The organism is Ralstonia pickettii (assembly GCF_016466415.2).
GTDB lineage: Bacteria > Pseudomonadota > Gammaproteobacteria > Burkholderiales > Burkholderiaceae > Ralstonia > Ralstonia pickettii.
Map to the genome: position 1 here is coordinate 671,462 of NZ_CP066772.2, position 19,836 is coordinate 691,297.

Annotated in this window: 13 protein-coding genes; 4 read left to right on the top strand and 9 right to left on the bottom strand. The window is 65.7% G+C overall.

Going from position 1 to position 19,836, the window contains the following annotated elements; translation table 11 throughout:
• Window positions 1-124: 124 nt before the first annotated feature.
• Genes glgB through glgA form a run of 4 tightly spaced genes read right to left on the bottom strand, consistent with a single transcriptional unit; the run spans window position 125 to window position 11,190 of the window.
• A complete protein-coding gene (gene glgB, locus RP6297_RS19300) occupies window positions 125-2,431 on the bottom strand; it encodes a 1,4-alpha-glucan branching protein GlgB (RefSeq protein ID WP_009240357.1) in 2,307 nt (768 codons plus the stop codon).
• The gene (treS, locus tag RP6297_RS19305) at window positions 2,428-5,931 is read right to left on the bottom strand and encodes a maltose alpha-D-glucosyltransferase (RefSeq protein ID WP_009240358.1); all 3,504 of its coding nucleotides are present in this window, start codon (window positions 5,929-5,931) and stop codon (window positions 2,428-2,430) included. The genes glgB and treS overlap by 4 nt, the downstream gene beginning before the upstream one ends.
• A complete protein-coding gene (locus RP6297_RS19310; RefSeq protein WP_009240359.1) occupies window positions 5,928-9,527 on the bottom strand; it encodes a maltotransferase domain-containing protein in 3,600 nt (1,199 codons plus the stop codon). The genes treS and RP6297_RS19310 overlap by 4 nt, the downstream gene beginning before the upstream one ends.
• A 31-nt stretch (window positions 9,528-9,558) precedes the next feature.
• Complete coding sequence (glgA, locus tag RP6297_RS19315; protein ID WP_009277009.1) at window positions 9,559-11,190, bottom strand: glycogen synthase GlgA; 1,632 nt, start codon at window positions 11,188-11,190, stop codon at window positions 9,559-9,561.
• Between the two features lie 403 nt (window positions 11,191-11,593).
• Here glgA and ahpC point away from each other — a divergent pair, with 403 nt between their 5' ends.
• Together ahpC and ahpF are read left to right on the top strand one after the other, a co-directional pair.
• Window positions 11,594-12,157, top strand: a complete 564-nt coding sequence (ahpC, locus tag RP6297_RS19320) for an alkyl hydroperoxide reductase subunit C (protein WP_004627987.1) — start codon at window positions 11,594-11,596, stop codon at window positions 12,155-12,157.
• Window positions 12,158-12,391: 234 nt separating this feature from the next.
• Window positions 12,392-13,966, top strand: a complete 1,575-nt coding sequence (gene ahpF / locus RP6297_RS19325) for an alkyl hydroperoxide reductase subunit F (protein WP_009240361.1) — start codon at window positions 12,392-12,394, stop codon at window positions 13,964-13,966.
• 77 nt (window positions 13,967-14,043) lie between these two features.
• Here the strand turns inward: ahpF and RP6297_RS19330 are convergent, their stop codons facing one another.
• Window positions 14,044-14,931, bottom strand: a complete 888-nt coding sequence (locus RP6297_RS19330; protein ID WP_009277008.1) for a LysR family transcriptional regulator — start codon at window positions 14,929-14,931, stop codon at window positions 14,044-14,046.
• Between the two features lie 632 nt (window positions 14,932-15,563).
• On the opposite strand from RP6297_RS19330, the gene fur reads away from it, so the two are divergent.
• Window positions 15,564-16,019, top strand: a complete 456-nt coding sequence (gene fur / locus RP6297_RS19335; protein WP_009277007.1) for a ferric iron uptake transcriptional regulator — start codon at window positions 15,564-15,566, stop codon at window positions 16,017-16,019.
• 96 nt (window positions 16,020-16,115) lie between these two features.
• Entirely contained in the window at window positions 16,116-16,367 is a 252-nt protein-coding gene (locus tag RP6297_RS19340; protein ID WP_009240364.1) for a hypothetical protein, read from the top strand.
• A gap of 7 nt (window positions 16,368-16,374) precedes the next feature.
• On the opposite strand, the gene RP6297_RS19345 is transcribed toward RP6297_RS19340, so the two are convergent.
• The 4 genes from RP6297_RS19345 to RP6297_RS19360 form a co-directional block, all read right to left on the bottom strand.
• On the bottom strand, window positions 16,375-16,680 hold the full coding sequence (locus RP6297_RS19345; protein ID WP_009240365.1) for a hypothetical protein: 306 nt from the start codon (window positions 16,678-16,680) through the stop codon (window positions 16,375-16,377).
• Window positions 16,681-16,786: 106 nt separating this feature from the next.
• On the bottom strand, window positions 16,787-17,107 hold the full coding sequence (locus RP6297_RS19350) for a DUF6587 family protein (protein WP_009240366.1): 321 nt from the start codon (window positions 17,105-17,107) through the stop codon (window positions 16,787-16,789).
• Window positions 17,104-18,969: a ferrous iron transport protein B gene (gene feoB / locus RP6297_RS19355; RefSeq protein ID WP_009240367.1), complete on the bottom strand. Its 1,866-nt coding sequence runs from the start codon at window positions 18,967-18,969 to the stop codon at window positions 17,104-17,106. The genes RP6297_RS19350 and feoB overlap by 4 nt, the downstream gene beginning before the upstream one ends.
• Before the next feature lie 46 nt (window positions 18,970-19,015).
• The gene (locus tag RP6297_RS19360) at window positions 19,016-19,321 is read right to left on the bottom strand and encodes a FeoA family protein (RefSeq protein WP_009240368.1); all 306 of its coding nucleotides are present in this window, start codon (window positions 19,319-19,321) and stop codon (window positions 19,016-19,018) included.
• Window positions 19,322-19,836: the final 515 nt, after the last annotated feature.

Here is a 19,836-nt window from a genome sequence, read left to right on the forward strand (position 1 = left end):
CGCCATCTCGGGCGCGCCTTTCTTTGCTTACTTTCTTTGGCAAGACAAAGAAAGTGAGTCAGCCCCGGCAGGGGATGAAAGAAAGGCAAACCACCAACACCAAAACAAAAACCCAAAACAAAACTCAAACCTTCAAAACAACAACCCCCAGCGGCGGCAGCCTCAACACCAACGACTGCCCCTGCCCATGCGCAGCCACGTGGTCCACATCCACCGCTCCGCTGTTCCCGAAATCGCTGCCGCCATACACGGCAGCATCCGTGTTCAGCACTTCCCGCCAATGCGTGGCGCCTTCAGCAGGTGGCACGCCAATGCGATACCCTTCCCGCGGTACCGGCGTCATGTTCGCTACCACGAGCATCGGCCGCCCGTCGCCATCCAGCCGCAGGAAAGCAAACACGCTGTTGGTGCGGTCGTCGCCAATCACCCAGTTGAACCCTTCCGGCGCGGTGTCCCGCGCATGCAATGACGGTTCATTCCGGTACAGCGCATTGAGGTCGTGCACCAGCCGCTGCACGCCACGGTGCCGCGGGTCGTCCAGCAGATGCCATTCGGGCGATGCATCGTGGTTCCACTCGCCCACTTGCCCGAACTCGCAGCCCATGAACAGCAACTTCTTGCCGGGGTGCGTCCACATGAACGCGAGGTAGGCGCGCAGGTTCGCCAGCCGTTGCCATTCATCGCCGGGCATCTTGCCCAGCAGCGAGCCCTTGCCGTGCACCACTTCGTCATGCGAGATCGGCAGGATGAAGTGCTCGGAGAACGCGTACACCAGCCCGAACGTCATGCCGTCGTGATGGTGCTGCCGGTACACCGGGTCGCGCTGCATGTAGTGCAGCGTGTCGTGCATCCAACCCATGTTCCACTTGTAGTCGAAGCCCAGGCCATTGAATTCCACGGGCGCGGTCACGCCAGGCCAGGCGGTCGACTCTTCGGCGATGGTGATGGCGCCGGGGCAGCGTTCGTGCACGACCGTATTCATCTGCTGCAGGAACGCCACGGCTTCGAGGTTTTCGCGGCCGCCGTAGCGGTTGGGCACCCATTCGCCGGCGCGGCGCGAGTAGTCGCGATAGAGCATCGACGCCACGGCATCCACGCGCAGGCCGTCAATGTGGAACCGCTCCAGCCATTCCAGCCCGCTCGCGATGAGGAATCCGCGCACTTCGTTGCGGCCGAAGTTGTAGATGAGCGTGTTCCAGTCCTGATGGAAACCTTCGCGCGGGTCCTGGTGTTCATACAGCGCGGTGCCGTCAAACTGCGCCAGCCCGTGCGCGTCGGTCGGAAAGTGCGCGGGCACCCAATCGACGATGACGCCCAGGCCAGCCTGATGGCAGCGGTCGACAAAGCGCGCGAACGCCTCGGGCGCCCCAAAGCGCGCAGACGGTGCGAACAGCCCCAGCGGCTGATAGCCCCAACTGCCGCCGAACGGGTGTTCCGCCACTGGCAGCAGTTCAATGTGCGTGAAGCCGAGCGCGGTGACGTAGGGGATCAGCCGGTCGGCCAGTTCATCCCAGTGCAGGTTGCGGCCGCCGTCCTCCAGATCGCGCAGCCAGGAGCCGGCATGCACTTCATAGATGCTGATGGGCGCGTCGGGCTTGTGGCGTTCGGCGCGCGTTTGCATCCATGCGTCGTCGTTCCAGCGCAGCGGCGCCGGGTCGGCGACGACGGATGCGGTGGCGGGCGGCGGTTCGGTCTGGCGGGCGGCGGGGTCGGCCTTGACCACCAGCCGGCCGTCTGCGCCGATCAGTTCGAACTTGTAGCGCGCGCCCGGTCCCGCGCCCAGGCCGCTGGGCAGAAACAGTTCCCACACGCCGGCCTGGTGGCGCAGGCGCATGGGGTGGCGACGGCCGTCCCACTGGTTGAACTCACCCACCACCGAGACGCGCTGCGCGTTCGGCGCCCATACCGCAAAGCGCACGCCGCTGATACCGTCGAGGCGCATCGCCTGCGCGCCCAGACAGCTTGCCAGCGCCCAATGCGTGCCCTCGTTGAGCAGATGCAGGTCGAGGTCACCCAGCAGCAGACCGAAGGCGTACGGGTCTTCGGTTTCCTGCACGGCTTCATGTCCGGTGCCGGCGGGCCAGATGATGCGCAGGCGATACAGCTCCGGGTGGCCATACACATCCTGCGCATCGGCGCGCAGCGGGCCGTGAAACAAGCCTGTACGCCCGATCGGATCCATTTCCGTGATGATCTGGCCGCGCGAGTCGATGGCCTGCACGCGGCGCGCCCCCGGATAGAACGCGCGCACGACCCAGCGCGGGCCATCTTCGGTATCGAGGCGATGCGGCCCCAGCACTGCAAACGGGTCACCCAGGCGGCCATGCGTGAGCACATCGACCTGCATCTGGTCGACGCCGGGCGGCAGCACGACCGGTGCTTCGGGTTGGGCGGCGGTTTTGGTTGGCGTGGCAAAGTCGAGCGCTGTCACGGGGGGCCTCCGGTCGAGTCTTCTGCAGCGGGGGATGTTGGGTCTGCATGCAGCAGGCGACGTGCCACCCGCGTGAAACCTTCCAGCGGAATCGGCAGCCAGGTCGGGCGGTTGGATGCTTCGTAATTGACCTCGTACGCGGCCTTCTCCAGCAGGAAAAGATCGAGCAGATGAAAGTCGACCACCGGCTGGTCCGGCGCGTTCAGATCGGGCCCGCGAATGGCAGCGGCATACGCCTCCAGGAAGCGTTCGGTGGACGCAGCGCGGAAGCGTTCCAACAGGTGATTGCGGCGTTCCTGCGCCGGGCCGGCCACGTGTTCGGGGCCCTGACGCATGGCGCCCACCACGTAGTCGAGCGAGCGCATGAGCCCGGCCACGTCGCGCAGCGGACTGGTCTTGCGCCGGCGTTCTTCCACCGGGCGGGAGGGCTCGCCTTCAAAGTCGATCAGGAAGGCATCGCCCTGCGCCACCAGTACCTGGCCGAGGTGGAAATCGCCGTGGATGCGCGAGAGCGTGGCGCCCAGGCCGTCTTCGGCATGCGTGCGCGCGGCGTCGAGCAGCGCCTGGTGTTGCGACAGCAGCCACTGCACATCGGCTTGCCGCGGGCTGTCGGGGTTTTGCTGTTGCCATGCCGTCAGGTTGTCGTGCGCGCGGGTGAGCTGTTCGCTCACGCGGGCGGTCCAGTAGGCGGCATCGTCGGCGTCTGCAATGCGCGCGCCGAAGCTCGGGTCTTCGGTGGGCGCGGCCAGCGCGGCATGCAGTTCGCCCAGCCGCGTGCCGATCACGCCGATGAAGTTGACGTAGCCGGCCAGCGCCTCGTCGGTATCCACGCGCGCCTCCGACACGGCAACCGGAGACGACTCACCATCGCCGGAAGTCACGCCCTCCATCTGCACGGCCAGCTCGTCGATGGTGCGACGCAGATAGTCCAATGCCCATGTCCAGGCATCGCCCTGGTTGGGAACGAAGCTCTGCATGACGGCCAGCGTGGCGCGTTCACCATCGGCAGCGTGGTGAGAGACCTCGCCGATCAGCGCCGCCGTGTTGGCATAGCCCACGCGCGTGAGATGGCGCGTCATCTCCACCTCGGGGTGGATGCCCGTGGCGATACGCCGGATGAGCTTGACGATGACCGACTCGCCAATCACCAGTGAGCTGTTCGATTGCTCGGCCGCCAGCCACTGGATGGGCGTGTCGGGCGCAAGCGGCAGCGGCGCGGGGCGCGTGCTGCCGGCTTCGGGGCTGGCAGCCGACCCGGCCGGCTCCGCCAGTTCTGCGATGTTCGGCTCAGGCTCGAAATGCACGGTGCCGTCATTGGCCTCCAACGTGGTGCCGCGCACAAGGTTGGTGAGTAGCGCTCGGGCGAAGGTCTCGGTGGTGAAAGCGTCAGTGAGGTAGCCGACATGGCGGCCGCGCCGCACGCGCGCCAGCGCAAGCTGGATGGGCAGCGCCGGCAGCGTGGATGATTCCCATGCGATGGAAAGCGGCAGCAGGTAGCGCTCGACGCGCTCGGTGCCGTCCGGACTGCCCAGCGTGACAGCCACTTCGTTGAGGAACACCTCCGGCCGCGTCGCCCCAGCCAGCGGGCGGTTGGTCGATGCGGCATCCACCGGCACGGGCGCGCCCCAGGCAAACTTCGCGCTCCGCAGCACGCTGTCCTTGGCGGCAAACCAGCGCCGCTTCGGCAGATAGCTCGGCAGGATTTCGCGCTCGATCAACTGGCGATGCGCCTCGCGCTGTCGCGTATCGGCCAGGGCATCCAGGCCGGCACGCAGCACCAGCGTCGTGAACTCGGGCAATTGCTCTGAGGCCGGTTGCGACCAGGTTGGGCCAGGCTCGTTCTCGCGCAGCTCCAGCCAATAGAAGGCGTACGGCGGCAGCGTGAGCAGATACGACAACTGGCCGATGGGCGGAAATGCCGTCCCGCCAATCAGTTCGACGGGCACCCGCTGCGCAAAGGCGGACAAATCCAGCTCCACAGCCTGCGAGGCGCGGGAGAGGTTCGCCACGCAGAGGATGGGCGCTTCGCCCTCGAGCGCGCGGATATACGCCAGCACCTTGCGGTTGGACGGCTGCAGGAACTGGATCGAACCCCGCCCGAACACGCGATGCCGCTTGCGTGTGGCAAGCAGCCGGCGCGTCCAGTTCAGCAGCGAATGCGCGTCGCGGCTCTGCGCTTCCACGTTCACCGATTCATAGCCGTACAGCGAGCCCATGATGGCCGGCAGCACGAGCTGTTCTGGGTCGGCGCGCGAGAAGCCGCCGTTGCGGTCGGGCGACCACTGCATCGGCGTGCGCACCCCGTCGCGGTCACCCAGGTGGATGTTGTCGCCCATGCCGATTTCGTCGCCGTAATACATGACGGGCGTGCCTGGCATGGAGAAGAGCAGGCTGTTCATCAGCTCGACGCGGCGGCGGTCGCGTTCCAGCAGCGGTGCCAGCCGGCGGCGGATGCCCAAGTTCAGGCGCGCGCGGCGGTCGCTGGCGTAGACCTCCCAGAGGTAGTCGCGCTCGGCATCGGTCACCATTTCGAGCGTCAATTCGTCGTGATTGCGCAGGAAGATGGCCCATTGGCAGCCGGGCGGCACCTCCGGCGTCTGGCGCATGATGTCGGTGATCGGGAAGCGGTCTTCACGCGCGATCGCCATGTACATGCGCGGCATCAGCGGAAAGTGGAACGCCATGTGGCATTCGTCTCCGGCACCGAAGTATTCCTGCGTGTCTTCCGGCCACTGGTTGGCCTCGGCCAGCAGCAGGCGGTTCTTGAACTCGCCGTCCATGGCCGCGCGAATCTTGCGCAGCACTTCGTGCGTCTCGGGCAGGTTCTCGTTCGATGTGCCTTCGCGCTCCACGAGGTAGGGCACGGCATCGAGCCGCAGGCCGTCCACGCCCAGGTTCAGCCAGAACTTCATCACGCCGATCACGGCCTTGAGCACGCGCGGGTTGTCGAAGTTGAGATCGGGCTGGTGGGAATAGAAGCGGTGCCAGTAGTAGGCGTTGGCCACCGGGTCCCACGTCCAGTTGGACGGCTCGGTATCGATGAAGATGATGCGCGTGCCGGCGTACTTCTTGTCGTTGTCAGACCACACGTAGAAGTCGCGCAGCGCGGAACCCGGCTTGGCGCGCCGCGCACGCTGGAACCACGGATGCTGATCCGACGTGTGGTTGATGACCAGTTCCGTGATCACGCGCAGGCCCCGTGCATGCGCCTCGGCAATGAAGCGGCGCACGTCGGCCATGTTGCCGTAATCGGGGTGCACGCCGCGGTATTCGGCGATGTCGTAGCCGTCGTCGCGGCGCGGCGACGGATAGAACGGCAGCAGCCAGATCACGTCCACGCCCAACTCGGCAATGTAGTCGAGCTTGGAGATCAGACCGGGAAAGTCTCCGACGCCGTCGTTGTCGGAATCGCAGAACGATTTGACGTGCAGCTGATAGATGACGGCATCCTTGTACCAGAGCGCGTCGTCCACCAGCAGCGCGGTCGGATTGCGCGTCATGACGGTTGTTCCTCCGATGGCAGGGCCGGGCGCACGCGCCAGATGGCAAACGGATGCTCGGGTTCAAGACGGATGTGCTGCCACTTGCCGCGCCACACGGTGCGCTGGCCGTTGACCAGGTTCTCGGCCATCAGCGCGCCGTGGTCGGGCAGGCCCCATTGCCACAGTGGCAGTTCGATGTCGGATTCGTGCGCGTGGTGCGGGTCGAGGTTGATCGCCACGAACACCGTGTTGTCTCCAAAGCGGTCCGGCGACAGCGCGTTGGCCGGTTCGGCCAGTTCGGCCGGTGCGGTTTCCAGCCGCGCCGGCAGCACGGGCGGCGTCGATTTGCTGAAGAACAGGATCCGGTCGCCCGAGGCGGGCTGGAACGTCACACCCAGATGCGAGTGCAGTGCTGGGTTGGCTCGGCGGATGCGGTTGAGCAGTGCGATCTCCTTGACGATGTTGCCGGGGCGGTTGTGGTCCCACGCGCGCAACTGGTACTTCTCGGAGTCGAGGTACTCCTCCTTGCCGGGCACCGCGGCGCCTTCGCACAGCTCGAAGCCGTTATAGACGCCCCACAGGCCGGACAGCGTGGCCGCCAGCGCCGCACGAATCAGGAAGGCCGGCCGGCCCGATGTCTGCAGGAACACCGGGTTGATATCCGGCGTATTGACGAAGAAGTGCGGGCGGAAATATTCACGCACCGGCGTGCGCGTCAGCTCGGTCAGGTAATCGATGAATTCCTGCTTGGTGTGCCGCCACGTGAAGTACGTGTACGACTGCGAGAACCCGACCTTCGCCAGCCGGTACATCACCTTGGGCCGCGTAAAGGCTTCCGACAGGAACACCGTATCCGGATAGCGTGCGCGCACCTCGCCGATCATCCATTCCCAGAACGGCAGCGGCTTGGTGTGCGGATTGTCAACGCGGAACAGGCGCACGCCCTCGTCGGCCCAGAACATCACCACATCGCGCAGTGCGGTCCACAGACCGGGCCTGGCGTCGTCGGCATAGAAGTCGACGTTGACGATGTCTTCGTATTTCTTGGGCGGGTTCTCCGCGTATTTGATGCTGCCGTCAGGGCGCCATGCAAACCAGCCGGGGTGCTCGCGCAGCCAAGGGTGATCGGGCGAGCATTGAATGGCGAAGTCCAGCGCCAGCTCCAGGCCCTTCTCACGCGCCGCGCGCATCAAGCGGCGGAAATCCTCCAACGTACCGAGCTGCGGATGGATGGCGTCGTGTCCGCCTTCGGCAGCGCCGATCGCGTACGGGCTGCCGGGGTCGTCGGGCTCCGCGCGCAGGCTGTTGTTGCGGCCCTTGCGGTTGGTGCGGCCGATGGGATGGATCGGCGGGAAGTACAGCACGTCGAAGCCCATGCCGCGGATGGCGCCCAGGCGGCGGATCACGTCGTCGAACGTGCCGTGCCGCTGTTCGTCATCCGATGCCGAGCGGGGAAACAGTTCGTACCAGCTGGCGAATGCCGCGCCAGCGCGTTCCACGTCGAGCGGGTACGCCACGCTTTCGACATAGAACGGCCGGTAGTGCGAGGCCTGCGCCATCACAAGCGCCGTCACGGGGTCCAGCAGCAGCTTGAGACGGTGCGCCTGGTCTGGCTCCGACAGCAGTTGGGCGAGCTTGTGGAGCGCGTCGGCGGCTGCATTCTTGGGCGCATGCTCGGCTGCCTGTGCGACCAGCCGCGCGCCTTCTTCCAGCTCCAGTGTCACGTCCACGCCGGCGGTGTGCTTCTTCTCCAGTTCAGACCGGTAGGTGCCGAACGCGTCGCGCCACGCAGCGACGGCATACACGTGCCGGCCCAACCGCTCCGGCCGGAATGCGCCCCGCCAGCGGTCGTTGCCGAGCGCGACCATCGGCACGTGCTGCCAGGAGTCTTCATCCTGGGCGCGCCACAGCAGCTGGACGGCCAGCTTGTCGTGCCCATCCATCAGCACGTCGGCCTCGACGACGATGTCGTCGCCCACCAGGCGCTTGACGGCAAAGCGTCCGTCTTCAACGGAGGGCTGCACCTGTTCGATACCGATGCGCGGCGAGGCGATGGCTGCGTTGACAGGATCCTTCGCTTCGCCCGCCTTGGCGCGCGGGCTCTTGGCTGGCCTGGCGGCCGCGGGAGCGCGCACCGGGGCATTGCGGAAGACGCGCCAGACCTGCACATCGCCGGGCAGCAGATCGATCTCGGCCAAGGGCCGGGCATTGGCACGCAGCGTGTCGTCGCAACTGCCGACGGGCTCCGTCAGCAGATCGAGCGCCACGCCGCGCGTAAAGCCGCCGGCCACGCCGGGCAGGAAGTGGTCGGCATGCACCGACACGCCCATGTAGAGGTCGGGGTTGATGACCGTCAGCGTGGCGGCATCGCCGGCACGCAGGTCGGGGCCATCAGCGCGCAAGAGGGCGGTGGCGGGCGCGTCCGGGCCCGTCAGCATGCGCAGTTCCGCATGCGGTGCGACGGTATTCGTCTCGCGGGCAGCGCGGATGGTTGCATTCACATCACGCACTGCATCGCTCAGGTCGAACGCGGCATGCGCGTCAATCCATTGCTGGTCGGATGGATCGCCACGCTCGGCCAGCATCGGCAGCAGTGCCCCGCGTTCAAAGCCCAACGGCATCAGCCAGCCGGCATCGAGCGTATCCGCCACGTGCAGGAGACGGCGGTAGGCCCGTTCGCGGATCATCGCGTCGCCGAATGCCTGGCCGTAGCGCGTGCCGAACGGCGCTTCCACGGTGGCGATGGGCGGAGCCACGGCGGCAAGGCGGGCATGCTCTTCCACCATCCAGCCGGCGCGGAAATCCCACCAGCGCAGCGACGAGAACGTCGCGTCAAAGCCTGCGCCTGCCAGTGCATCGACGGCCGCGCCATCCATGCCGGGCGTCCACGCCAGGAAGCGTATGGCGGCGGCCTCCTTGCGCACGTCGGCGATCAGCGTGCGCCAACGTTCGGCAGGCAGGCGGGCCGGGGCTTCGCAGCGGAAGCCTCCGATGCCCAATGCGGCCCAGCTGCGCAACTGCTGCGTCCACCACGTCAGGATGGCATCGGCGGTGCGCGGGTCGTCGTGTCGGAAGGAGGCGACCTCCAGGTGGGACGGCGGCAGGCGCGGGTCCAGCGCGTCGCCGTCTTCGGCGTGGCTGATGAACCAGTCGGGATGATCGGATCGCAGCGGCGCATCAATCGCCACGCGATCGATCACGAGATCCAGCAGTAACGTCAGCCCGCGCGAGCGGCAGCCCTCGGCGAGCGTGGCGAGCGCGGCGTCGGCCGGCCCACCGCCCAACGCGGCATGCAGTTGCGCATGGTCCCGCGTGACGAAGACGTTGCCGGCCGCGCCCACGGCAAACGGTGGCGCCATCAACACATGGTCAAAACCCAGGGCGGCAATGCGGTCGAGCACGCCGTCCCAGCGGTCGAGCCTACCCAACTGCAATGGATGGACGTAGCAGATTGCAGGTGCATACGCGGGCTCCACCGCAGTCGGCGGGCCCTCGGCGGGCACGGCGGCCGGCTTCGCGACCGATTTGGCTTTGCTGCCGGGCGGCTTGGTCGCCTTCAGTGCGGCTGTGGTTTTGCGAGGCGTAACGGGCTTGGGCGACTTGGTCTCTGGCATGCGTGAAAGCGGGGCAGGGCGTCAGGCGCGGTCAGGCACGGATCTTTTCGGCACTGGCGGCGCGCGCCACCGCGTGCGCTCGGATCTCGTCGGACAGCGCCGTCGAGCGTCGCCGCGCCGGCGTACGCACAGGTTGTTCGGGGCGGGGCGTGTGCACAGCGTCCGGTGCGACGGGCGCTTGTACCAGCGCCACAGCGGGCATGGGCGTAGCGGCCGGCACCAGGGTGCGATACAGCGCGATGTATTCGCGGGCAGGCTGCGACCAGCCGAAGTCGGTCGTCATGCCGTTGTATTGCAGGATGCGCCACGCCTGCGGCTGGGCGAAGACGTGCAACGCGCGCTCGACTGCGGCGACCATGGCGTCGGCGGTGTCGCCGTCAAACAGGAAACCCGTGGCGCCGTGCAGCGCCGCTTCGGGCGAGCCACGATCGGTGATGGTGTCCATCAGCCCGCCCACGCGTGACGCGACGGGCACCGTGCCATAGCGCATCGAATAGAGCGGCGTCAGGCCGCACGGCTCGAAGCGGCTGCCGTGCAGGAGGATGTCGGCGCCGGCGTGCAGCAGGTGGGCGTAGGCCTCGGTGTACCCGATCTTGGTAGCCACCTGGCGCGGATAGCGCGCCGCCAGTTCCACCATGCCCGTCTCGTACGCGTGTTCACCGCACCCGAGCACGGCCACCTGCAATTGCGGGTTGGATTCGAGCAGTTGCGGCAGCGCCTGCAACGTCACGTCGGCCATCTTTTGATGGGTCAAGCGGCTGCCCAGGGCAAGCAACGGGGCCTTGGCGTCTTCGGGCAGGCCAAAGCGCTGCTGCAGCACGCGCTTGGCGGTGTGCTTGCCGCTCAGGTTGGACGCCACAAACGGCTGCGGCAGGAGCGGATCCTTCGACGGGTTCCACACATCGTTGTCGATGCCGTTGAGGATGGCGACCAGGTCTTGCTGTCGCGCGCGCAGCAGGTCCTGCATGCCGCAACCCGCCGTGTCGGTCAGGATTTCGCGCGCATAGGCGTGGCTCACCGTGGTGATGCGATCGGCCCAAAGCAGGCCCGCCTTCAGAAAGCTAAATTGGCCCCAGAACTCCGCTTCGTGCGCTGCATCGGGCGGCACGCCAATATCCCGCACCACGTGCATCGGAAAATTGCCCTGGAACGCGAGGTTATGGATGGTGAAGACCGTCTTCACCGGCACCTGCGCCCGCTTGACGAACAGCGGCACCAGCCCGGCGTGCCAGTCGTGCGCCTGCACGATGTCGGCGCGATGCACACCCGGCACCCCGGCAGCGACACGCGCAGCGGCCTGGCTGAACGCCGCAAAGCGCAGCGCGTTGTCTTCATACGGCTCGCCATGTGCATCCAGATACGGATTGCCCGGCCGCGCGAACAGTGCCGGCGCGTCCAACAGCAGTACCGGGATGCCTTGCGCGCCCATGTGCCCGCTCAACAGGCGCGCGGGGCCACCTGGCAGGTCGGTCCACTCGCACACCGTGCGCGTGTGCTGCAACTGCGTGATGGCGTCGGGATAGCCCGGCAGCATCACGGTGACTTTCATGCCGGCGCGTCGAAGCGCGCTCGCGCACGCTCCGACCATATCTCCGAGCCCGCCGGTCTTGGCCAGCGGCACAGCTTCAGAAGCGACGAAGAGAACGTTCAGCGACAAGGTCATGCTCCCGGGGGAATTCGCCTGCCGGGCCGTCATCCAGCTGCATGAACAGTGGAGGGCGCCGATGCGCGGCGGAGGTTTGCGATCGACCTCTTGGCGCAAGACCTATGCCAGTCAGACAGACGCTGACAAGCTGGTGGCGCTTTGCTCACGCCGCCTTGGCCGGACGTGATGTGTGCGCTGCGATGGAACGTGCAGCGTGTGCAACCTGCGGGTGCGCTGTGTAATTTCGCCTATGCGCGCAGACGCACGTTGCAGGCATGCGGTGCTTCGACTTGGCGACGCTCGATTGCCAGGGCAATAGAAAAAAACAATCAACAAAATCATATCAATCAACTTGTGCAATGCACCGATCGACGATACGATCCACTCCGTTGTCAACCAAGCAACCCAACCGAAAACCACTATGTCGCTGATCAATACTCAAGTCCAACCGTTCAAGGCCCAAGCGTTCCACAACGGCAAGTTCATCGAAGTCACGGATGAGTCGCTCAAGGGCAAGTGGTCCGTGCTGATCTTCATGCCGGCCGCATTCACCTTCAACTGCCCGACCGAAGTGGAAGACGCAGCGGACAACTACGCTGAATTCCAGAAGGCTGGCGCCGAGGTCTACATCGTCACGACCGACACGCACTTCTCGCACAAGGTGTGGCACGAAACGTCGCCGGCCGTGGGTAAGGCACAGTTCCCGCTGGTGGGTGACCCGACGCACGCGCTGACCAACGCATTCGGCGTGCACATTCCGGAAGAAGGCCTGGCACTGCGTGGCACGTTCGTGATCGACCCGCAAGGCGTGATCAAGACGATGGAAGTGCACGACAACGCCATCGCCCGCGACGTGAAGGAAACCCTGCGCAAGCTCAAGGCTGCCCAGTTCGTCGCCAACAACCCGGGCAACGTGTGCCCGGCCAAGTGGAACGAAGGCGCCAAGACGATCAAGCCGTCGCTCGACCTGGTCGGCAAGATCTAAGCGAACCTGCTCACGGTCCTACTGCGCGGCCTGATCTTGGCCCTGCGATGCTCGCCGTACCCATGTACGGCTGCGCTTCTCGCGCTAACCTCAGGTCGCTCGCTACGGACCGTGAACAGGTTCCAAGCGGCTTTGCCGCTTGACCGCAACGGCCGGCACTGCCGGCCGTTTGCTTAAGGGTAGGCGGCATATGTCGCCGCCTTTTTACAGACTCAACGAATAAAGGAAGTCGTCATGCTGGATGCTGATGTCAAGGCCCAACTGAAGGCCTACCTCGAACGCCTCGTGCAGCCCATTGAGCTGGTCGCCAACGTCGATGACAGCGAGGGCTCCCGCGACATGATGGACCTGCTGCGCGACGTGGCCGAGCAGTCCAGCATGATCGTGCTGACGGAACAACGCGACGCCGCCGAGCGCGCACCGTCGTTCCTGATCCGCCGCACCGGCGCGGATGTGAGCGTGCGTTTTGCCGCCATCCCGACCGGCCACGAGTTCACCTCGCTCGTGCTGGCGCTGCTGCAAGTGGGCGGCTATGCGCCCAAGCTCGAAGCCGACGTCATCGAACAGATTCGCAATATCGAAGGGGATTTCCGCTTCGAGACCTACATGTCGCTCACGTGCCAGAACTGCCCGGACGTGGTTCAGGCGCTGAACGTGATGTCCGTGATCAACCCGCGCATACAGCACGTCGCCATTGACGGCGCGCTGTTCCAGGGCGAAATCGAGGCGCGCCAGATCATGGCCGTGCCGACCGTGTTCCTGAACGGCGAAACGTTCGGCACGGGCCGCATGGGCGTGGAAGAGATCCTCGCCAAGATCGACACCGGCGCCGCCGCGCGTGACGCTGAAAAGCTCGCCGCCAAGGAAGCGTTCGATGTGCTGATCGTCGGTGGTGGCCCGGCCGGCGCGGCGGCTGCGGTGTACGCGGCACGCAAGGGCGTGCGCACCGGCGTGGTGGCCGAGCGTTTTGGCGGCCAGGTGCTCGACACGCTGGGCATCGAGAACTTCATCTCCGTGCAGGAGACCGAAGGGCCGAAGTTTGCCGCCGCGCTGGAGCAGCACGTGCGCCAGTACGACGTCGACATCATGAACACGCAGCGCGCAGTCAAGCTCACGCCGGCAGACAAGCCGGGCGGCTTTGCCGAGGTGACGCTGGCCAACGGTGCGGTGCTCAAGGGCCGCTCGGTCATCCTGTCGACCGGCGCGCGCTGGCGCAACGTCAATGTGCCGGGCGAGCAGGAGTACAAGAACAAGGGCGTGGCGTACTGCCCGCACTGCGATGGCCCGCTGTTCAAGGGCAAGCGCGTGGCCGTCATCGGCGGTGGCAACTCGGGCGTGGAAGCGGCCATCGACCTGGCCGGCCTGGTGAGCCACGTCACGCTGCTGGAATTCGCCAGCGAGCTGAAGGCCGATGCCGTGCTGGTGCGCAAGCTCCAAAGCCTGCCGAACGCAACCATCGTGACCAACGCGCAGACCACCGAGATCACTGGTGACGGCCAGAAGGTCAATGGCTTGCGCTACAAGAGCCGCGTGGATGGCGTCGAGCACACGGTCGCGCTGGAAGGCGTGTTCGTGCAGATCGGCCTGGTGCCCAACACCGAATGGCTGGACGGCGCGCTCGAACGCAATCGCTTTGGCGAGATCGTCGTCGATGCGCGTGGCCAGACCAGCGCGGAAGGCGTGTTCGCTGCAGGCGATGCGACCACGACGCCGTACAAGCAGATCATCATCGCCACGGGCGATGGCGCGAAGGCCGCACTATCGGCGTTCGATCATCTGATCCGCGTGCCGCTGGCCGAAGCTGCCTGAAGCGGAACTCAGCCGTATCCGTACCAAGCCGGACGTCGCGATCAGCGGGTCCGGCTTTTTCTTTGGTGCTGTGGCGCTCAGCCGGCGGCAGATTGCAGCGTCTGGGCACGCGCGGCGCACATCTCGACAAGGCGATCCCGCAGGGCACGCCCGGCGCTGTCGAGGTCGGGCCGCGCAAACAGCGCCAGCTCCAGCCCGCCGATCTCCGGAAAACCATCGGCAGCGCCGAGCACGCGATGTCCGGCCTGTACGGTGCTGGCCGGCAGCAGGCTCACGCCCAGCCCCGCGCTCACCGCCGCACACAGGCTCGCCAGGCTCGGGCTTGAATATGTGATGCGCCACGGCTGGCCAATCGATTCCAGCGCATGCAGCATCTCTTGTCGATACAGCGCGCCCACCGGAAACACCACCAGCGGCAATGAAGGTTGCGATGGCCCAAGCGGCAGCGTGTGCGGCCGCTCGGCGCTGTCGATCCAGCAGACGGGCTCGGCCCAGCGCGCATGGCAGTCGCTATCGGTGCCCCATTGCTTGACGAGCAGCATGTCGAGGTCGCCGTTGCGGTACAGACGCAGGAGGTGGTGGGATAGGCCGCTTTCCACCTCGAGACGCAGCCGCGGGCGCTCGCGCGCAAAGCTGGCGATGAGCGGCATCAGCGCGCCGCTGCCGAGGTCTTCCGGCACGCCCAGGCGCAGCACGCCGCCGGTATGTTCGGGGCTGAGGGCCTCGCTCGCTTCGTTGGCCAGGCGCAGCAGGCGGCGCGCGTAGCCGAGCAGGCGGTCGCCTTCTTCCGTCGGCAATACCTGGCGCTGGCTGCGGTCGAGCAGGCGGCAGTCCAACTGCTGCTCAAGCCGCAGGATCTGCTGGCTGACGGTCGATTGCGTCAGGTGCAAATGCTCGGCCGCGCGCGTGAAGTTGCCCGTATCCACCACCGTGACAAAGCTGCGCAGCAAGACAAGATCGATCATTTGGAAACCCACTGAACAACAGTCGACCATCTAATTTGAACATGTTTAGGGGCGCAACCATAATCGACCCGCAATTTCGTCAGCGGTGCGCTGGATGGCCTATGAACAGCACGTGCACAAGGCGGGGGCGCTTGCGCGCCATCGGGTCAAGGCCGGCGGGTTGCCGCTCGAGCCACGCTGACGTTTCCCCCGATCCAACCACGCTTGGAGTGAGGCCTTCCTCCATTCGCGAAGAAAACACTTGTAATGCGAATGATTCGCATTTATAGTGTGTCCATCGACGGCGCTGCAGCCGAAAGATTCGCCCCCAGGGCACCTCTTCCAAGCACAGCACGTCGGACCGAATTTCGCTGCGTGCGCTCGCTGCTCTTTGCGAGCCAGCGCCGGGCAACCGATCTTTTGTGGGGACCGCTCTGACACACAGAGCGTTTGGCAGTAGCAAGCCGCCCGACAGTCGGGAAAGCACTCAGACCCCGCTTTCCCGACTGCGACTTTTCCGGGCCGCCAGCCATGCCGTTTTTTTTCTTCAAGAACGCAGCGGCCCGGTGTGCATGCGTGCAACGTCGCCGTTTTGGTTCTCGCCCGCGGTCGTGCCCCGCCTGCTGTACCCAAATCTCGCCCCAACGAACGCCATGCCAAACTCGACCGACCTGCGCCGGGCGGGGCTCAAAGCCACGTCGCCGCGCGTCAAGATTCTGGAAATCCTCACCGCCGGTACGGAGCACGGCCGCCACCTGAGCGCCGAAGATGTGTACCGCCAGTTGCTCACGTCGGAACTCGACATCGGCATCTCAACGGTCTATCGCGTGCTCAATCAGCTGGTGGATGCCGGCGTGCTGCTGCGCCATACGTTCGAGGCCGGCCATGCGGTGTATGAGCTAGACGAGGGCGCACACCACGATCACTTGATCTGCCTGTCGTGCGGCCGCGTGGAGGAGTTTCACGACGACGCCATCGAGTCGCGGCAGGAGCGTGTGGCCAACGAGCGCGGCTTCGTGCTGCGCGATCACGCGCTCGCGCTCTACGGCGTCTGCCCCGCATGTCAGACAAGTGCGGGTGCGGCCGGCGCGATCGTGTTGAACGCGTGATGTGACCCGGTAACTTGCTGAAACAGTATCGACGGGATCATGGCGAAACTCAGTGCGCGCTCGGTGTTCCAACTCCCTGTTATTCAGGAGATGCCGATGCAACGCCGTCTGAAGTCCGAAGATGAACTCAAGACCTTGCTGGCCCGCTGCGTCCAGCAACATCCCGAGTGCGCCCAGTGCCAACTGCGCGCGATGTGCATTCACCGCCCCGATCACACCGGCTGCAACTGGAGCGCCGAGTTTGATTTTCCGGTCGACGACGATGACGCCGCCATTCGCGGCCTGTCCGTCGCCAAGCGCCTGCTGACGCGGGCCCGCACGCAGTACAACGTGGTGCCGGCCCCGTAACCGGCCCTTATCCCTTCGCTTGACGAGAGATCCGCTCGAGCAGCGCGCGTGCGCTTTCGCCGTGCCCCTGCTGTGCTAGCAGGCGTGCATTCAGCACGAGATTTTCGAGGACCAGCTTGGCAATGCTCGCCGTGAGCGAGACGATCACCTCGTCCTGGCTGAAGTGGGCGTCTTCCATTTGTGACAGCTGGCGCGACACCAGCTTGCAAACCAAGTCTCGCAACATCTGCTCGTCGAAGGGCAGGTTGGCGAAATCCACTGGGTCTTCCTTCTCGACTTCCGCAATCAACTGGACCAGCAACTCTTCGGTCATGACGCGTCCCCCGTTCAGGTTTGAGCCAGTCTACGCCTGCGCCGCGCCAAAATAAAACGGGCCCGCGTGATGCGAGCCCTTCGGTGTTGTGACGTTGCGTCAGTCGTTACTTGCGCCGCACGAAGTGGATCGGCTGCTCAACCGGCGCGGCGGATGCCGATTCACCCGACGCGCAGCCGCTGCAACCGCTCCCGCATGCGCTGCCCGACAGCGGATCGGAGTGGCACGAGGGCGACGCGCCTGGCGCAAGCAAGCGCTGCCCGAAAGCGCGCATCCAGCCCGGCCGTGACGGGCGATCACACCAGCCTGCAACGCGCGCCATCGTGCGGGCGCGCGTGGCCGGCGCATAGCGACCGGTCAGCGACAACGCGCTCAACGCCACGACCGTGGCGACAACGCCGGTTTCGACAACGTGGTACACGCTCATGTCAGCACCCGTGCGATCTGGTAGGTGGCGAACGCGGCCAGGTAGGCCAGCGCGAAGAGGTAACCGGCGGTGCCCGCCATGACCTTCCACGAGTTGGTCTCGCGGCGGATGGTGGCCAGCGTCGAGATGCATTGCGGCGCGTAGACGTACCACGCCAGGAAGGCCAATGCCGTGGCCAGCGACCATTGTTGGGAGATGATGGGCGCCAGCTGCGCAGCCGCATCTTCATGCGTGGCCGACAGCGAGTACACCGTCGCCAGCGCGCCCACGGCCACTTCACGCGCAGCCATGCCGGGAATCAGCGCAATGCACATCTGCCATGTGAAGCCGATCGGCGCGAACACGACTTCAAGCGCGCGGCCGATCATCCCGGCAAAGCTGTAATCGATGGCCGGCAGCGTGGCGTTGGCCGGCGGCGCCGGGAACGACGAGAGGAACCACAGCAGTACCATCATTTTGAGGATGACCGTGCCGATGCGTCGCAAGAAAATGCGTGCCCGCTCCACGAGGCCGACGATCAGGTTGCGCACGCTGGGCAGGCGGTACGACGGCAGTTCGAGAATGAGCGGGTGCTCGTTGCGATCGCGCTTCAGGTACTTGAGCACGTATGCGACGATCAGCGCCGACACGATGCCCGCCATGTACAGCCCGAACAGCACCAGCCCCTGCAGATTGAACAGCCCCCACACCTGCCGCACCGGGATGAACGCGCCGATCAGCAGCGCATACACGGGCAGCCGCGCCGAGCACGTCATCAGCGGTGCCACGAGAATCGTCACCAGCCGGTCGCGCGGGTCCTGAATCGTGCGCGTGGCCATCACGCCGGGAATCGCGCACGCAAAACTCGACAGCAACGGAATGAACGAGCGCCCCGACAACCCCGCGCCCGCCATCAACCGGTCGAGCAGGAAGGCCGCGCGCGGCAGATAGCCCGATTCTTCCAGCGACAGGATGAAAAGGAACAGGATCAGGATCTGCGGCAGGAACACCAGCACGCTGCCCGTGCCGGCGATGATGCCGTTCACCAGCAGGCTCTTCAGCATGCCGTCTGGCATGACGTTGCCGACCCACACGCCCACGGCTTCCACGGCCCCCTGGATGCCCTCCATGAGCGGTTGCGCCCACGAGAACACCGCCTGGAACATGAAGAACATCAGCACGGCCAGCAACATCAGGCCCAGTACCGGATGCAGCACGATACGGTCGAGCCGGTCGTCCAGCTCGGCGGTGCTGCGCGGCATGGTCACGGCGGTATCGAGCAGGCGCTTCACTTCAACGTGCGGATCCGCATCCACCGGGAGCCCGACCGGCACGGCCGGCAGCTGTTCGTGGTCGATATGGGCGACAAGGTCGGCCGCGCCATTGCGTTTGATGGCCACGGTCTGCACCACGGGCACGCCCAGAGCGGCTTCCAGCTTGGCCCGGTCGATTCGAATACCGCGCCGCTCGGCTGCATCCACCATGTTCAGCGCCAGCACCATCGGCAGGCCCAGGCGTTGCAGTTCCAGCACGAAACGCAGGTGCAGCCGCAGGTTAGTAGCGTCGACCACGCAGATCAGCAGGTCGGGACGCGACTCGCCGCGGAACGTGCCGAGGCAGATATCACGCGTGATGGCTTCGTCCGGGCTGGTGGCGACCAGGCTGTAGGCGCCGGGCAAATCGAGAATCTGCACATGCCGGCCCGACGGCGCAGTGAAGCGGCCTTCCTTGCGCTCGACCGTCACGCCCGCGTAGTTTGCGACCTTCTGGCGGCTGCCCGTCAGCAGGTTGAACAGCGCGGTCTTCCCGCAGTTGGGGTTGCCGACCAGGGCAACGCGCAATGCGGGGGTGGAAGCGGAGGAAGAAGAAGCGTGCATCTGCATGAAGCCGGGTAAGCGGAGCCGGAAAGCGGCTGCAATAGAAGGCGGCCTATGCCGCCTCGCGCACCTTGACGGGCGGGGCCGTTTCGGGCGTAGCGATGGCAGCGGGTTGCGTGGCCGATTCGGCGTGCACGCACACGCGGGCAGCCTCCTGGCGCCGCAGTGCGAAGCGGGTAAAGCCCACCTGCACGACCAGCGGATCACCGCCGAACGGGCCGACGGCCACCACGCGCACCTCTTCGCCCGTCACGAACCCGAGTTCGCGCAGGCGTTGGCTGATGGGATCGGCGGGTTCACGGTCTTCAACGTGATCCACCACCGCCGTCGCCCGGCGGGAAAGCTCGGAAAGCCGCATCGTGTGTGGTCGTTTACGTAACGTGGTAAAGCAAGGAGTCTAAATGCGAATCGTTTTCATTATAACGCAACATCCCGTGAGACGGGTTGCGGCACCCGGTCGCCAGAATGGATATTTCGGAGGACGGGTTGTTACGGAGCCCGGCGTTGTGCAGAAAGCACTCGCGAAAGGCGTGGGGGCCAAAAACCGCTGCCCGTGCAGGGTTTCTTCTAAATTACCCTATCCTGGGTATTGGCCTGAATGGGGACCATTGCCTATGCTTCAACTGCGCTGAACTTCCCCGTTCAAAGCGTATTCTTGAGGCCACCGGGTACCGCTACCCGGTGGCTTTTTCTATGGGCGCCTGCCGCGTGCAGGCGACCGTTCGCCGAACGGTCCCGACGCGGTGAGCAGGGCTTGCATCGCCGTCGATCAGGGCATTGGCAGCGGTGGTTCGGGCACCCCATCGCCCACATTGCTACCACCCCTCGTGCCGCCTGCCGCGCCGATTTGCGGCCGGGTCGGCTACAGGCTAT

Coding starts and splice junctions, on each gene's coding strand:
- treS (WP_009240358.1), bottom strand. CDS start 5,931: ATGACGCGCAATCCGACCGCGCTGCTGGTGGACGACGCGCTCTGGTAC.
- RP6297_RS19310 (WP_009240359.1), bottom strand. CDS start 9,527: ATGCCAGAGACCAAGTCGCCCAAGCCCGTTACGCCTCGCAAAACCACA.
- glgA (WP_009277009.1), bottom strand. CDS start 11,190: ATGACCTTGTCGCTGAACGTTCTCTTCGTCGCTTCTGAAGCTGTGCCG.
- ahpC (WP_004627987.1), top strand. CDS start 11,594: ATGTCGCTGATCAATACTCAAGTCCAACCGTTCAAGGCCCAAGCGTTC.
- ahpF (WP_009240361.1), top strand. CDS start 12,392: ATGCTGGATGCTGATGTCAAGGCCCAACTGAAGGCCTACCTCGAACGC.
- RP6297_RS19330 (WP_009277008.1), bottom strand. CDS start 14,931: ATGATCGATCTTGTCTTGCTGCGCAGCTTTGTCACGGTGGTGGATACG.
- fur (WP_009277007.1), top strand. CDS start 15,564: ATGCCAAACTCGACCGACCTGCGCCGGGCGGGGCTCAAAGCCACGTCG.
- RP6297_RS19340 (WP_009240364.1), top strand. CDS start 16,116: ATGCAACGCCGTCTGAAGTCCGAAGATGAACTCAAGACCTTGCTGGCC.
- RP6297_RS19345 (WP_009240365.1), bottom strand. CDS start 16,680: ATGACCGAAGAGTTGCTGGTCCAGTTGATTGCGGAAGTCGAGAAGGAA.
- RP6297_RS19350 (WP_009240366.1), bottom strand. CDS start 17,107: ATGAGCGTGTACCACGTTGTCGAAACCGGCGTTGTCGCCACGGTCGTG.
- feoB (WP_009240367.1), bottom strand. CDS start 18,969: ATGCAGATGCACGCTTCTTCTTCCTCCGCTTCCACCCCCGCATTGCGC.
- RP6297_RS19360 (WP_009240368.1), bottom strand. CDS start 19,321: ATGCGGCTTTCCGAGCTTTCCCGCCGGGCGACGGCGGTGGTGGATCAC.